Below are 16626 nucleotides of genomic sequence, written 5' to 3'. Positions count from 1 at the left end.
TATACTATTTTTAAACACATTACAAAACTATTTTTCATTAAATTTGACTAGCTTCTTTATTCCGTTTTTAAATTCTACTGAAATCGTTCCATTTGTCTGTTCTGAAACTTTTAATGGAACCAGTTCTTTATTATTCCATTTCTCTCCCGATTTTTTCCAAAGCATTAAAGTTGCATAAATAGCTGATTTATTTGATTGAGAATTTGCTGCAACATTAATTACTGTGCTTTCCTTACTTTCAGGATGAAGCCCTTTTGCATTTACAATTTCAGATTTATTCCATCCTAAAAGCGGAATCATGGCTAATTGATATTTTCCATTGTCGATAATCGTAACCTCTTTACCTTCAATCATTTTTTTAGTTGTAATGATTTCTTTCTGTAATTTTGGTAAAGCATAATGCCCCAATCGCATTTCGATTGGCTTATTACTGTTGTTTTTATCTACTCTTAAAATTCCGTTAGGAAGTGGAATATCCGCTAAATCAAACTGAAAATTTTCATCAGTTTCCAATACTGCTTTTCTATAATAAACACCGCTTTCAAACTTTTTAAACGTATATAATCGAAAAGCTTCCCACTGACTTTTTTTATTTTTAATAACGTAGTTCATCGCCACTTCGCCGTTTTCACCATCAGCTTGCCAAGGAAAAGCACTGTTGTATGACAATCTGTTATAGTTTTCGGTTGAGCGGAACTTTTGCCAATCGCTGCTTACTTTTTCATGGCACCAAGCTCGCACTTCTGAAGCTCCGATATTTGGATAATCTGTTATCAAAATTTGAGATTCTCCTTGATATTTATTGTAAACTTCATCTTTTTTGAATTTCGTTTCCCAATCTCCATTGTTTTCTTTGCTCGTCCAAAATGGATTATTATCTGGAACCAACAAACCTAAGAAGATTTTCCCCATCCAAAATACACTTCCGCGACAACTATAATTTTGTACAGCCGGTTCAAATTCGCCATAAAAACCAAGTGTAGGCACATTATCTTTCATAAAATCAGGATGCGTCAAAAATTGTTTAATTACTCCTGATGAAATTCTGCGCATCCAGCCATAATTTGTATTTGGATTATTATAGAATCCCATTAATGGAAACGGAACAACAGCTCCAGTTCTGTAACTTATGCTTCTTCCCCACATAATCATTTCGCCATTCTTGCTGAACAGATACGGATAATTATCTTTTAAATCGTTGAAATTAGTTGCGAACTTTGCTGCAAAATCAGGATAATATTTCTTTCCAAAAAACTCCGACCAAATCGTTCCATACATTTGAAAAGCCCACATACTATAATAATCAAAAGCTGGAGCATCATTATACCAGCCATTGCCACGATAATGTTTTAATGATTTTTCTAAATATTCAACGAGTAATTTTTCGTTAATGCTATAACCTTGATCCTTGAAAAAACTCAAAACAAAAATGTTGAAAAATTTCCAATTTGAATCTACTGTTGGGCCATCACCGTAACTGAGCATTATTTTAGCCAAATCATCTTTCTGCGTTTGTGGAAGCGGTTTCCACAAAACATCCGGATTTGTCATCAGCGAAAGTGCCAAAGCTCCAAATTCAACTAATTTTTGGCTTGGACCACCGTTTTTAGTTCGAGGCTCTATATAGGACGGACTTGTTGGATCTGTAAGTTTTGTTATTTGGTATCGATAATAATCGGCAACTTTAATGTTATTGATTACTAAATTTGGATTCTCTTTTAATAAAGGCGAAGCAATAAATAAGGTTCTGCAAAGGCCTTCCAGTTTTTCTGTTGGAACTTGATTTTCATTTGCTGGATAACTTTTTCCTTCTTGTTTTGGGAATTTCATCGGATCATCCATTGTATGAACATAACTAAACGCTCCTTCCAGTAAATACATTGCCGCATCTTTCCAATGCTGTTTTGTCATTCCTGTATAGGGACTCGTATTAAAATCAGGATTTTTTATCTGAAATACATTCTCGGTATTTTCTTTTTGCTGTGAAAATAAAGATTGACCGAAAATAATCGCTAAAAACAAGAATGCTCTTAATTTATTCATTTTTAAAAACTTTGTAATTCTTTGTATAAAATCTACTTTTTCAGGATTGATTGAATCTTAATTGTATTCTATGGCAAATAAGGTTTTAATACCACTAATTTATCTCCAGATAAATCTACTTCAAAAAATTTCGGAATTCTGACTGTTTTACCCTCCACTTTTTTATGACTATGAACCGACATCAGCCATTTGCCATCAAATGTTTGAAATAACATTCCGTGACCAAAATTTGGAGGTGTAATAGGATCTTTTTCCTGAGTCCACGGACCGTCTAAAGTGCCGCTTTTAGAATAAGCTACTCCCTGTGTATAAACATCGTAAATCCAGCTCGTCCAAATCATTCCTAGGCGTCCAGAACCTGTCTTAAACAAATAAGGGCCATCTGTAACTTTATTCGGTTTGTCATTTCCGTTAGCGTCTTTTTCTCTGCTCCAAGGGGAATCGCTTGCTTTAAAAAGTAATTTTCCTTCTCCAATCGAACCACTTAAATCTGGTTTAAGTTCTATTTTTTCAATAGTTCCATTACCATTTTGTAACCATTCATAACAATAAATCATATACGGTTTTCCGTTCTTATCCACCCAAAATGTGCCATCCAAAGTTGGTTTATTAGCAGGTAAATAAATATCATCTTTCATTGGAGTATAAGGTCCTTCTGCTTTATCGCTAATCAAAATATGACTTGCACGACGCTCAATATTATTACCGGCAACTGTATCAATTATTTTGTCTCTATTTGTAAAAGTGGCGAAGTAGTAATATTTATTTTTAAACTGATGAAATTCTGCTGCCCAAATCATAGGATTTGGTCCCATCCAGGAATTTGGATTTGTTTTGGCAATTTCATAAGGACCGCTCCATAATTTTAAATCTTTACTTTTCCAGAGTAATCCGCTTGTACCAGTCATGTAATACATATTGGTTTTCTTATCTGCTAAAATAGCTGGATCACTCAATCTAATCGAATCTAATGGAACAGCTTCTTTTATTGGTCTCTTTTTCTGAGCATGTGTTGTTGAAAAATATAAAAGACATATAAACATCGAAAAAACAAGACGTGATTTCTGTTTCAAATAATTTTGTTGTGTTTTCATTTTCATAATTTTTAAAATAACATCCTGAGTTACCAACTTCTAGTTTATAAATTTACAGATACTTACAACTGTTTTTATTGGTTTTCTTTAAAAGCGTTCAAATTCCATTTCTCTGCCCATTTTAAAACCGGCTTTTCATTTGTAATGGTAATTGGAAGCCAAATATAACTTCCGTCAATTGGGTTTTCTGGTTTCCAACGATCGGCCATAAAAATAAATTGGTCTTTTTTTCCGAAGATAGGTAAAATATAAGTGCTTTGTGAATGAAATGTCAGTGCCGAATCTTCACCTATACATGGATTTCCCAATGATTTCCAAGGTCCAAAAATCGATTTTGAAGAGAAAGAACGCGCTTCGTTTGGATCCCAACCTGTACAACCCGAAGTTATCATGTAATAGATTCCGTCTTTTTTAAAAATGGCTGGAGCCTCATTGTGTCCGGCAGGCGCCATTCGCGTCCATTTTTCAGTAAAATCCAAATAATCATCGGTAAGTTCAGAAATGTGAAGCGTCAAATTATCTTCAGAAGAATGAATTAAATATGCTTTTTGATTTTCATCCACATAAACTGTCATGTCTCTTGACATTTGACCTTTTTTGAAATCCCTACGAACCAACATTCCGTCGTTTACAGCAGTTAACCATTCTGAACTCCAAGATTTTAACTTATCTTCATTTGGAGAAGACGTTTTATTTTCCTCTTTAAAATTCATTGGCCAAACTCCTTTATTGGGACGATATGATTTATAATATTTAAAAGGACCTTTTGGATTATCACTTATTGCAACTGCCGCTTTTGCCGCATTATAACCTTGATTTTTTAATTCCAAATGAAACCACATCAGATATTTTTTCGTTTTTTCATTGAAAACCACTTTTGGACGTTCCATTATGCAACCTTTGGTTATTTCGGAATTCGGATTTTCTTCTGCTTTTAAAACGATTCCCTCATTTTTCCAATTGTATAAATCTTTAGAAGAATAACAGCTGAAACCAACCAAAGATGTATTTCCTCCTTTACCTTCTGTTTTATGTTCTCCATACCAATAATAAGTTCCGTTAACAAAAAGAATTCCGCCGCCGTGCGCATTAATATGCACTCCATCAGTATCTTTCCATAGTTTTCCTGGCTCAAATTCTTTGTTTTGACTGAACATTATGGCGCATATAAAACTTATAATTATCGAATATTTTAATCTCATTTTTAATTCTTTTTTTGATAAATCCTGATATAATCTATTATGTATTTTGACGGGAAACTGTCTGGTGTGAGTTTCCCGCCATTTATACCGCCAACAGCCAAATTGACCAATAAATAATGCGGTTGTTGAAACGGAAGTATTTTTTGATCTGCATTTTGATTAGCATCTTTTACACTAATTTCATTCAGTAACTGATTGTCAACATATAATTTAATCGCATCGGCATCCCAATCCATTCTCCAAATGTGAAACTTATCTGCCCATGAATTATCTTTAAAATCAGTCAATTTTTTTATTTCGCTATCCCAGGCAACATTTTGTTTGTCTGATTTCCAGGCCGCGTTAGCTAGTATTTTTCCTGTGTAATATTCCATAATATCAATCTCTCCATTTGCAGGCCAGTTTCCTTCAATGCCCAAAGTCCAAAAGGCCGGCCACATTCCGTTTTTTACCGGAATTTTAGCCCGCATTTCGAATCGGCCATATTGCCAGGAATGTTTTCCCTGTGTGATTAAACATGAAGAAGTGACTTTTATAGAATCTCTTTGTTTTTTCCAGTCACGATGATTTTTAGAAATAAAATTCGGATTTACTCTGTTTTCTTTTCTGGCTTCAATAATCAAAAAACCATCTTTGCAGTAGGCGTTTTCTTTTTGATACCATTGATCTTCTTGGTTTCTCACAAAACCTGTTTCGTAATTCCAATTCTTTTCATTTGGAGGACCATTTTTATTGAACTCATCAGCCCAGACCAATTTATAATCTTCAGAAGATGAAGTTCTTTGCTTGTAATTTACAAAACTAAAAAGAAGCATTAAGACGATACCTAATGCCAAAAACTTACCAATAAATCTCATTTTAAATCTATTTTTAAATCCTGATCAATCTCAGGAAATTCTAAGAATTTTTATTAAGATTAGGGATCCCGAAAGATCCCTAATCATTTCTATACTAATTAAAACCTACTTTTATTTATATTCATTTCATTACTTTTTGATAACTCTAAGAGTTAAAGCTGGATGTGATTGCATCTTTATCAGATAAATTCCTGGAGGCTGATTTTCAATATTCAAATGAATTTTGCCACTTGCATTTCCATAATTTGCTGTTGAAATTACTTTACTATCTGAAGTATAAATTGTAATTATTCCAGCGACTTCATTAGTTGGCAAAATAATATCAAACTGTCCTGTTGTAGGGTTTGGAAACACGCTGATTGTTTCAACAGACTCTTCTTCTATTGGACTTAAAGCCAACGTATTTGCGCTTTTAGCCGTAAAAGAACCTGAAGATGCTAATGTTTTAACCTGTATAGCTGCCGAATATTGACTTTCTCCACCAGCATTTTCAGAAGCAATTTTATAGAAGTAATCTTTATTTGCTTCTAAATTGGTATCGCCAAAAATGCTGTCTTTTACATAAGCATTTATTATATCGTATGTACCATTAACAGTTGTCGCTCTTTTGATTTTATACGATTCGGCTCCTGTTACAAGCGACCATTTTAAATTGATTGCCGATGATGACACAGCTTCTCCAGTAAAATTTGCTGGAATTGCTGAAATCGCAGGCTGATCATAAACCAATACTGCTGAATAGGCTGACTCAACATTGTCTTTGCCTACAACTTTTATTCTATACTCAGCATGTGTACGAACTTGGTCGATTTTCTCAATAATATTGTAATCTGTTGATTCATAAAAAACTGAAAATGCGCTTTCACCTGTTAGTTTTCGTTCAAGAACATATTTATTAACTAATTCCTGATTGGTTCCTGTCCATTTAACTGTAATGTTTTTATAATCTGATGAAAGCGTATAGCTCAACGTTTCTACTTTTGTTTTCCATAGCGGAATATATTCTTTAGCAGAATTATAGGCTTTCGCCGATGCATTTTTAGCGTAATATTGCCCAGCAGGAGTCAAAACGGTATAATCAGTTAATGTGCTCGAAATTACTGGTGCTGTCTGCAGCCAAACATAATTTTGCCAATTTGGATTTCTTGTTTTAAACGCATCATTAATAGTAACATACATTGCTCTGGCGTCTTGTACCCAATTGTAAATTGAATAACGCTCTACATAATCAGCACTTTCTAAAACAGTTAAAATCGCAGCTAAATCATTTTTATGTTTTGTTGCATTGGCATCTGTAAGCGTATTTACATCATCAGGGAAATTATTAGCGGTCCAGTTTGCTCCAATATTCCATTCTGTAATCCAGATTGGTCTTTTGTATTTGTCATAGATATATTGTAAATCGCTTTTCCACTGTGCTGCCGTTTTGTACCAATAACAATGTAATGCCACATAATCAACTCGATAATTATTAGCTTCAGCCTGCGTCATAAAATTAGCCATCCACGGATTATAAGGATCTGAAGTTGCAGGAGAACCAACTCGCAATCCTGATTTCAAAAGACCTGGCCATGAACTTATCGCCGCGTCAACAGTCATATTTGCTTGATCTGTATGATCTGGTTCATTAAAACCTAACAAATGGGTGTATCCTTCTTTAGTATATGCTGGGGCAAATGCTGGCCAATATTGTGTTTGACGAATTGGAACATACTCAACATTTGGAGTGGTATCCATTCCCGTGTTCCAATTGTAATACCATGTAATATTAGTTGAATTGATAGCTTCTGTGCTTCCGCCGGCAAGTCCTTTTTTAGTTACTTGATGCCATCTCATTGTTCGGATAAATGAAATTGTTCCTTTTAAATTAATTGGTAAAACTGGAACTTCAAGATCTTCATTTTCTGCTATATAAACTCTGCTATATCCAGATCCGTCGGCACTTGTAGCAAAAGTTGCCATATAACCTTTTTTCAATTTGAATGATTTTATGGCATTGTCAAATGATCCTAAATTATCAAATGGAGTTACTGTAACATATTGCTGCGATGTTCCCGCAAAATTTTCTTCGGTAAAAACCTGCAACGGCTGATAATCTGCAACATATGGCGATACAACAGAACCTGCCCCGTAATTTGTAACATTTACATTTGTGCCATTGCCCGCTAAAACGCCATTTACTGAAACGTACTGCAACTGTGAACTGATTACTTCACTTGGTTTGACATTTTCAAAATACAAACTGTTATCTGCTGAAGTTAAGTTTACAGTTGAATTTATTAAAGGATTATATCCATTTTTAAGATATAAAGAAGCAGTTCCGCTTAAAACAACTTTTGATTTTGCAAAAGCTCCTGTACTTGTATTACTCGAAATAGTGGTAGTTTGTAAAGATGGACTAATCACTTTTTCAGGTGCGTAAGCTACATTCTCAAAAGTAACCGAAGATATTGCCATATTTACAGCGCCTGTTGCGTAATTTTTACCAATTACAATATTTGCTGTCTGTTGCTCTTGAACTTTTAGATCGGCTATTCCAAAAAGTGCTTTTGCTCCGGTAATATTAATATAGTAAGTACCTGCGCTTGTTGACTGAAATGCCAAATCTCCTTTTCTAAGTTTATTAACAGCTCCGGTTGTAAAATTTTTTGTTGCCAAAACGGTTCCGCCACCATTTGCAGCTGTAGAAATTGAGACCGTCATTTGAGAACCTGGGCTTAAATTCGAAATATATTCATATATCCAAGAAAACTGATATCCTTTTGATGCTTCTAATGATACCGGAAAAGAATAAACCGAATTTTGAAGTGCAGTACTGTCCCATCTAATATACATTAATCTGCCACTATAAACAGAATTATCTGATTCAAATGTATGACCAGAAGTTACATCCATGAAGCGCGTACCGCTTGTACCGTTTGCAGTATTAAAAATAGATGGAGAAGCCACATTCGTCCATCCATAAGCAGCTGGAGTTCCGGCATTATCATTAAAAAGACCGTCCCAGTTATTGATTAAGTTTGAAGATTTTAGTTTCAAATCGGCAATAGCCATAAGGCCGTAATCACCTGTAATGGTCAGGTAATAATTTCCATCAAAATTCGAAACAAAAGATAAATCTCCTTTTCGCAATTTATTGGCATTACCCGTTGTAAATGTTTTAGAAACTATAGCGCCTGATCCGTCAGCACCTGACGATATTGCTACATTCAATTTGATGCCGGGAGCAGCATTAGAAATATATTCGTAAAGCCATGAAAATTCATATCTCAAACCTTGTTCTAGTTTGACTGGAAAACTATAAGTTGAAGCTGAATAACTTGCATTATCCCAACGAATATACATTATTCTTCCACTGTAAACCGAATTATCAGATTCATATGTATGTCCAGAAGTTACATCCAAATAGCGAACACCAGAAGTTGAATTGGCGGTATTCCATGGAAGACTTGTTGACGTATTTGCCCAGCCATAATCGTTCGGCTTTCCAGAATTATTTCCTGTAACTCCAGCCCATCTTCCCAATAAATTATCTGTGCCATACGCAATTGTTGCTCCTGAAGTATCATTTAAAAAATCAAGTGTCTTAGAAGTCAAGTAATGCCCGTCCTGATAAATATTTGCAACGCCATCTTTTATGGCATATCTATAAGTTTGTTCCTGAGCATTATCTACAGAAGTACTTAAATTATCTGGTGTTGATAATATTGTAGTGCTATTAAAAGTTGTTTTATCTAAGGAGGTTCTAAATCCGAGGCCAATTGTATTTTTAACCTCTACATCGAGTCCTCTCCCAACTGCCGAATTCACTTTTGCTTTAACTTCTAAAGTAAATTCCGTTTGATTAGATAATGGAAATGATATAATATCTGAACTCACAGCATTTGTAAAAGTCTTAGAACCATTTAATGTTGTGGCTAAATTTGCCTTTACAGGTAAATTTGGAGCTTGTGCATGTATATTGAATACAAAAACCGATAACGAGAATAATAAAAATGCGTATAGTTTTTTCATATGAAATATTTGATTTAAAAATTATTTATAATTTTTGTTTAATGCTTTCATTGGTAACCGACAAAATTATTGGCGCAAGAAAATCTCAACCAGCTGATTTTAATATCAAAACAGAGCAAGAAAATTTCTTTCGCTTTTATTAACAGGCAAAATTGTATTGAAATTTATTGTTGCTATTTATATTGTTAAACCTGATTTTTTTGGAACAAACGGGTACAATATATTTATTCATGCGAATTATTATGACTGTCAGCATTATCCCTAAACACATTAGGGATAATGCTTTAACAGTCAAAACTTATAAAAATTAGTTTTAGGAAGTTGGATGTTTTAAATCCGAAAAGGATATCGTCATCTGCAGTAACAAGATAACAATTCAAGGTTACTGCAGTTCCGATATTTTTTAATTATATAGCTAATTAAAGCTGACTTTCATCTGCAACGGCATCCTGCCACTTATCCCAGACTTTGATGTTAGCGTCATAGCCATCATAACCGAAGTTCTGACTTAATTTTCCTTTAATGTTTGCCGTTATAGCACTGCTTGGAATTGGCCAGTAGTTATTACGTTTGTCCATCGTATAAAACTTAGTTCCATTTGGAACCACTATACCACTAGGATATTTATTGTACAATGTATAATGAACGATACGCTGCCACCAATAACTTCCGCCGGCATTATCAGTTCCGGATTGTTTATCCCAATTGGTTTTATTATAAGTCTGGCCCCATTCGTCAGGTTTTCCGCTGAGTGCAAGACAGTGTGAGATACGTTTTAACTCGACATTTCTCCATTCTTCCAGGTAAAGTTCCCTTCCTCTTTCTGCACAAATATCACCTATAGTTACTGTACCATACATTTGTGCTGCGCCTGCCCTGGCTCTAACAGTATTTACGTCCTGAGCTGCTCCACCAACATTTCCTTGGTAAAAACGTGCTTCGGCTCTTAATAAATAAGTTTCAGCTAAACGATATAAATACCAATGTGCTTTACTTCCTGTACTTGCTCCCTGAAAATCAGTTGCATTTGGATTCGTTTCATTTACAACATCATGCAGATAGATTTTATATAATGGAAAATCAAACCATTCACGAAGCGTATCTTTTGATAACAAAGTCGTACCATTTCTTAATCTGAAATTTTGACCGTAAAATGCCGAAGTTCTATCACTATATTTAAGATCTTCCATATTTACCCAGTTTCCAACTGTACTGTTATGTCTAAGATCTTTTTTGTCTTCAACACCATTTACAACCCACATAGGATGTTGTGAATAATAAGAAGCACTAATTGTAGCAATACCACGTCCTAGTGCTCTTGCATAATCATAATTAGCTTGGTAATTGGCAGTGTTGTTTGAGGCAAAACGATTTGCTGCTTGTTTTCCATCTGGAGTTGTTACAGTTGCTGAATTCCAGTTAGGTCCAAAAATTCTCATTGAGGCAAAAGGCAAGAAAGATTGTACTCCACCATTTGGCATTATCATAATAGCTTCTCTATTAGCTGCAATAACTTTATTTTCAGGTCGGTGTAAATCCCAAATTACATTTCTATTAATTGTCCATGTTGTTGGATTTCCGCCTGGATCAAAAGTTCCAAAACTAGCTTGCATTAAAGAATAACCAGATGAATTAATGAGTAAATCTGCCTGATTTTCTGCATCTTTAAATCTTCCAGAAGCCAAGTAACATTTAATCAATAACTGACGGCATGCTCCTTTGTTCACTACACCTAAATAAGGCAATTTGGCTTGATCTGGTACCCATTCTACAGCTTTTTCCATATCGGCAGTAATCATTTCGATGATGGCTTCTTTTCTAGTAGAATAATAACTCTGTTTTGGAACTTCCAAAATTTTAGTAATCAACGGAATATCTCCAAATTGATATACCAAATTAAGATAACGGTATGCTCTATGAAAATAAGCCTGACCGATATATTTACGTTTAACTTCTTCAGATAAACTTGTCACCTTATCAATATAAGTCAATACAGTGTTAGCATGTTTGATACCCGTATAAGCTTCATCCCAGTAAAATCCTAGGTAAAAATCATCGTTTGTTGCTGTTTTAAAACTTCCTGTAGGAACTATGGTATTAGCAAAATCAGAAATAGTACTGCTATTATCTGTTTTTCCATATTTTGCCATATCAGAGAAAACGTATTCTGTTCCAATTGGCACACTATTACTAGCGCTATTATAATGAATATAATTGTTACGAAGTTGTTTATCGGCACTTGCTAAAACTGCCTGCAATCCAGATTCAGTACTAAAAGTAGTTTCAGGCTCGTAAAACGAAAGCGGATCTGGTTCCAAAAAATCCTTTGAACAAGAAACCAAAAGAGCAGTTACTGCTACTAAAGGCACAAGTGTTGAGATTTTATTTTTTATATATTTTTTCATTATTGTAATTATTAAAGTGAAACGTTAAATCCTAAATTAAACATTCGCGTAGCTAGTCCACCTGTTTCCGGATCTCCATAATATTTCCATTCTTTAGAAGCAGACCATGTTGCAGCGTTCTGAACCGAAGCATAAATTTTGAAGTTTCTCACATGCAAACGATCAACAAGATCTTTTGGAAGTGAATAAGCCAACGAAATATTGTCTAAACGGATAAAACTGCGATCGTATAATTTTGATACTCCAGCTCCTGCAGGCCCTCTGGCATCAAGACGTGCCCAATCATTTGTTGGATTATCAAGTGTCCAATACGGATTTACAAATGGATTGTAGTTGTTTGTATACAAACTTCCATCATTATAATTATTCATATAACGGCTATCAAGCGATTTGTGTCCCATGTACGAATACATGTTAATTGCCAAATTCCAGTTTTTATAAATTTTGAATTCGTTACGCAATGACCAGTTGATTGGAGGTGCGGTCTGTCCTAAAAACTGTTTGTCTTTTTCGTTATATGTTGGTTTTCCGTTAACATCATCTGCTGTGTAACTGTTTTCAACTTTTGGATCACCAGGACGCTGACCATATTTTGCAGCTTCTACAGCTTCATCTTTTTGCCAAATTCCGATTACTTTATAATCCCAGATTTGAGAAATAGGTTTGCCAATAAACCATACATTCGTTTTATCATCTGCCTCTTTAGCTCCTATTACATTTCCATTGGCATCCTTAACATCTTCCATGTTTCCATACAATCTATTAATAATGTTCTTGTTGTATGAAAAAGCAACCATTGTTGTCCACTCAAAGTTTGGCTTTTTCATATTTAAAGTTGTAAGGCTTATTTCAATACCTTTATTTTCAACCTCTCCAAGATTGGTTGCAATTGATGAGAATCCAGTAAACACAGGCAGACGCTGACTCATGATCATATCATTTGTAACAGATCTATAAACATCGATTGTACTTGTAATTCGGTCATTTAAGAAACCTAGATCAAGACCAATATTTGTTGCTGTTGTTTTTTCCCATTGCAAATTAGGATTTGCCATACGGTCAATTCCTAGATATTTCGTATCAACAATATTTCCTGAAGCATCAAGATATCCCATTGTTGCACCCGTACCTGAACTTAAATTTGCTAAAGCCAAATATGGATCTGCAAGTGATCTGTTTCCGTTTTTACCCCATGACAAACGCAATTTACCAGTACTCATAGGCGCCCATTGAAACCAACTTTCTTTATTAAAGCTCCATCCCAATGCTACAGAAGGAAAAGTTGCATAAGGATAAGAAGCTCCAAACGCTGAATATCCGTCGCGACGTACCGTTCCTGTTATCATGTAACGATTATCGAATGAATAGAAAAGTCTTGCCATTAAAGCATCTGCTGTTTGATGCGTGTCTGTCGATGTAAATGTACTATTAGCCAATGTTGCATTAGAAATATTGTGATATCCTAAAGCATCTGAAGGCTGAATATTATTAGCATCTACACGATCTGACCATGATTTTAAATCTTCAGCTTCCTGAACAAAAGTGGCTATAATATGGTGTTTCCCATTAAATGTATGATCCCATGCTACAGTATTGTTTATATTCCATGTGAATTTTTTACCGTTTTCTCTATCTACCCCTATATTAGCAGGACTCCAGTTTTTATTTCCAGCCGACTGAAAATAACGGTTGTAAAAGAATTCATAACGAGGAGAAGCATTAAATGAATACGTAATACCTAAAGGCAAAGTAACCTTTGTATTAAAAATAGTATTCAATACAGTATATCCTCTGTCAAGATCCATATATTGGCGATCATAGTAATAGTTATAACCTCCAATTGTTGGTCCCATTGGTTGTCTTGCATAATCACCATTTGCTTCTTTAAAGTTCGCAAATGGACTGTTTCTTAACATATTTGCATCCCAATAATTAGTTCCTGTACCAACAGATATATCTCCATCTGAACGGTCTTGAAAGTTAACATTTGCTCCAAATTCAAGCCAATCTGTAACTTTAGCATCCACTTTCATATTCGCGCGAACTGCAGAATAATCATTTCCCTGAATAGCGCCTTCTGAAGTTAAAGATCCCAAAGAGATATAATAATTTACTTTATCGCTTGCTCCGGAAACACTTAAATTATTATCACGATTTATTCCTGTCCTAAAAGTACTATCATACCAATCGTGCGTTTTTCCATCTGTAAAATTCTTCAAAAGCGTAGCATCAGTAATTCCTAGACGTAATCCCCAAACTTCATTCAAACTTTTACCTTGAATTTGCGCAGCCGGCTGATAAGCTAACCATTGTGCTTCAGTAATATTGTACTGACTTAATTGACTAGGGTTTGTGTAATATCCTGGTTTGTTAGCTGCTGTTCCTGTAACCCATGCCTCATAATTTCCAGTTGTTGTATTGGTGCCATATGTTTTAGCCGTTTCCCAATCTTCACGATATTTTACATATCCTTCTGGAGAATATACATCACGATAAGCACTTTCATTAACGATTGTCATGTTTGTCGTCAAATTAATAATAGGCTTACCCGTTTTTCCTTTTTTAGTTGAAAGAACAATAACTCCTGCTGCGGCTTTAGAACCATAAACAGCAGTTGCAGATGCATCTTTCAAAATATCAATCTGACCAACATCATCAGGATTAATTTCTGAAAGCTCACCATAAAACTGCATTCCGTCTAAAATAATAAGCGGTGAATTATGACCAGCACCATCTGGATTGTAAACTGAAGTCTGCCCACGAATCTGCAAAGATCCTCCTCCTTTTGCAGCAGGATCATAACCTACTTTTAAACCAGGAACTCCTCTTAATAAATCCTGAACCGTTTGTGGATTTTGATTTGCTAACGATTCTGCTTTAACCTGAACAATTGCTCCTGTTAAATCGCTCTTTTTCATTTTACCATATCCAACTACTACAACCTCATTTAATGAAGCTGCATTTTCTGCAAGTTGAATTGTGATGTTTGCTTTATTTTTTACTTGAATTTCCTGAGTCACATACCCAATATAAGACACCACTAATGTTGCGTTCTGATCTCCTTTCAATTCAAATTTTCCGTCAAAATCTGTAATTGTACTAATTTTAGTTCCTTTAATCGAAACTGTAGCTCCTGGAAGCGGCAATCCGTTTTGGTCTTTAACCTGCCCGCTAATTCCATTTTGCTGTTCTATTTTTTCCAGCGCATTTGTTCCTGATGGTTCTCCTGCATATGCCTGTACTTGAGATAATGAAACCAGCACACAAAAAATGGCCAATTTCTTTTTAAAATCAAATCCAGATACATAATCAGGAGTCGTCATCTTCCTAATAAAGTTTTTCATTTTCTTGGTTGTAATTTTGGTTAAATAATTAGTTTGGTTTAAATCTCAGTCGCTTTTGAAACAAAAAAATAACGATTGTTGTTTTTTGGGGAAAACATTCTTTCATATTCATTTTTCTCAAATTGCGACATTCAATCTGAGCTACAAATCTAACAGAACACTGTTGTTTCAAAGGGGGGAAATATGATAATAAAGAAGGGTCAAATTAGTACAAGACCGCAAAAACACTAAGGTTTTAATGTATTTCAGAAAAAAAGCCTTTCAGAAATCAAAATTTAATAAATATATATTCCGTTTTTTAGAGAGCGAATGTTTAAAGTAATTGCAACAATTTATATAAATAACAAGAAAATCCATTTTTTGAAATGAAATCCAAAAGAGCTTTTCTCTGATCTATCTTGTTCTATTAAGTATTATTTTAAAATGCAGATGAAAAACATTTTTACAAAAAATCGGCTAAATTTCATTTCAGAAATCAAGCCGATTCAAATAAATTTAATACTAAAAACTACTTCGCAAAACGATACATTTCTGAAGCTGCCAATAGAAAAGCTCCCACTCCAAAATCAGCTGTAGAATTTTTATCTACAACTTGTCCCGGAATTGCTTTTTCGCCAATAGGCTGTACATACCCAACAGTTCCATCTACCTGAAGCGCAAACGTAGTTAAATAGTTCCAGGATTTTTCTGCAACTGGCAAATAGGTCTTTTTATCCAAAATTCCGTTATTGATTCCCCATAAAAAACCGTAGGTAAAAAAAGCTGTTCCGCTTGTTTCTGGACCTGGCGCATGTTCTGGATCCAAAATACTTCTGGTCCAATAACCTTCTTTTTGCTGTGCTGCCGCCAATGCCTGAGCCATTTCTTTAAAACGTTGAATATATTCTTTTCTATGTTTTGCCTTTTTTGGCAAATCCTGAATAATTTTAGCATAACCTGCAAAAATCCATCCGTCGCCTCTCGCCCAAAAGTCTTTTTTTCCATTAGCACTTGTATGTTTTGGATAAACATATTTGGCATCACGGAAATATAATTTTGCTTCCGAATCGTACATAATACTGTCTGCATATTGTAAATACGAATCTAATTTTTCCAAATACATTTCATTTCCGGTAACGTTGTAAAGCTTTGTCATAACAGGCATTACCATATACAATCCGTCAACCCACCACCAATAATCATTTGCAGAAGTACTCATTTCGTATTCCATAACTTCTTTTGCACGGGCAATTTTCTGAGGATCTTTTTTTCCTTTGAAATTGTATAAATCAATATAAGTCTGAAAACAAATCTGCCAATCGCCAAATAAAACATGTTTATCGGTTTCGCCATAATTGTATTTCCATTCTGATTTATCCGTTGATTTGGCGCCCATCCATTGGTTTTTATCTGCCCAAGCCATCGAATAATCTAGATATTTTTTATTCTTAGTTACCTTATAAGCTTCCATATTTCCAGTATGATAAGCGGAAACGTGCCAGAAAGAATTTCCTGGTTCCTGATGTGTACTTTGCCAGCGATTATTTACTTTATCAATAATAGCGATAACCTCTTTTTTAGATTCTTTTATTGTCGTTTTCTGTTTTACGGCACTGCTTTTACAGCCAACAGCAAGTACAGAAACTGCTGTCAATACAATAAAAATTGATTTTTTTAAATACATAATT

8 protein-coding genes are annotated in these 16626 nt (G+C 34.7%); all 8 read right to left on the bottom strand.

Annotated elements, in window-relative coordinates:
- Positions 1–27 precede the first annotated feature (27 nt).
- Positions 28–2043: a DUF2264 domain-containing protein gene (locus ACNFIH_RS22410; RefSeq protein WP_426484884.1), complete on the bottom strand. Its 2016-nt coding sequence runs from the start codon at positions 2041–2043 to the stop codon at positions 28–30.
- 68 nt (positions 2044–2111) lie between these two features.
- Positions 2112–3137, bottom strand: coding sequence for a glycoside hydrolase family 43 protein (locus ACNFIH_RS22405; protein WP_426484883.1), 1026 nt, complete (start codon positions 3135–3137; stop codon positions 2112–2114).
- Between the two features lie 74 nt (positions 3138–3211).
- Complete coding sequence (locus ACNFIH_RS22400; protein WP_426484882.1) at positions 3212–4339, bottom strand: glycoside hydrolase family 43 protein; 1128 nt, start codon at positions 4337–4339, stop codon at positions 3212–3214.
- Positions 4340–4341: 2 nt separating this feature from the next.
- The gene (locus tag ACNFIH_RS22395; RefSeq protein ID WP_426484881.1) at positions 4342–5196 is read right to left on the bottom strand and encodes a glycoside hydrolase family 16 protein; all 855 of its coding nucleotides are present in this window, start codon (positions 5194–5196) and stop codon (positions 4342–4344) included.
- A gap of 129 nt (positions 5197–5325) precedes the next feature.
- On the bottom strand, positions 5326–9210 hold the full coding sequence (locus ACNFIH_RS22390) for a glycosyl hydrolase (RefSeq protein ID WP_426484880.1): 3885 nt from the start codon (positions 9208–9210) through the stop codon (positions 5326–5328).
- Between the two features lie 419 nt (positions 9211–9629).
- The gene (locus ACNFIH_RS22385; RefSeq protein ID WP_035651343.1) at positions 9630–11615 is read right to left on the bottom strand and encodes a RagB/SusD family nutrient uptake outer membrane protein; all 1986 of its coding nucleotides are present in this window, start codon (positions 11613–11615) and stop codon (positions 9630–9632) included.
- Between the two features lie 11 nt (positions 11616–11626).
- A complete protein-coding gene (locus ACNFIH_RS22380; protein WP_426484879.1) occupies positions 11627–14959 on the bottom strand; it encodes a SusC/RagA family TonB-linked outer membrane protein in 3333 nt (1110 codons plus the stop codon).
- Positions 14960–15467: 508 nt separating this feature from the next.
- On the bottom strand, positions 15468–16622 hold the full coding sequence (locus ACNFIH_RS22375) for a glycoside hydrolase family 88/105 protein (protein ID WP_426484878.1): 1155 nt from the start codon (positions 16620–16622) through the stop codon (positions 15468–15470).
- Positions 16623–16626 lie beyond the last annotated feature (4 nt).

It is taken from the genome of Flavobacterium sp. 2, from assembly GCF_049949195.1.
Taxonomy (GTDB): Bacteria; Bacteroidota; Bacteroidia; order Flavobacteriales; family Flavobacteriaceae; genus Flavobacterium.
Note: the sequence above shows the minus strand (reverse complement) of the source record. Positions and strands in the feature narration are given on the sequence as shown.

Excerpts from the sequence above, each read along its gene's own strand:
- ACNFIH_RS22385 (WP_035651343.1), bottom strand. The coding sequence starts at position 11,615 with ATGAAAAAATATATAAAAAATAAAATCTCAACACTTGTGCCTTTAGTA.
- ACNFIH_RS22390 (WP_426484880.1), bottom strand. The coding sequence starts at position 9,210 with ATGAAAAAACTATACGCATTTTTATTATTCTCGTTATCGGTTTTTGTA.
- ACNFIH_RS22375 (WP_426484878.1), bottom strand. The coding sequence starts at position 16,622 with ATGTATTTAAAAAAATCAATTTTTATTGTATTGACAGCAGTTTCTGTA.
- ACNFIH_RS22380 (WP_426484879.1), bottom strand. The coding sequence starts at position 14,959 with ATGAAAAACTTTATTAGGAAGATGACGACTCCTGATTATGTATCTGGA.
- ACNFIH_RS22400 (WP_426484882.1), bottom strand. The coding sequence starts at position 4,339 with ATGAGATTAAAATATTCGATAATTATAAGTTTTATATGCGCCATAATG.
- ACNFIH_RS22405 (WP_426484883.1), bottom strand. The coding sequence starts at position 3,137 with ATGAAAACACAACAAAATTATTTGAAACAGAAATCACGTCTTGTTTTT.
- ACNFIH_RS22410 (WP_426484884.1), bottom strand. The coding sequence starts at position 2,043 with ATGAATAAATTAAGAGCATTCTTGTTTTTAGCGATTATTTTCGGTCAA.
- ACNFIH_RS22395 (WP_426484881.1), bottom strand. The coding sequence starts at position 5,196 with ATGAGATTTATTGGTAAGTTTTTGGCATTAGGTATCGTCTTAATGCTT.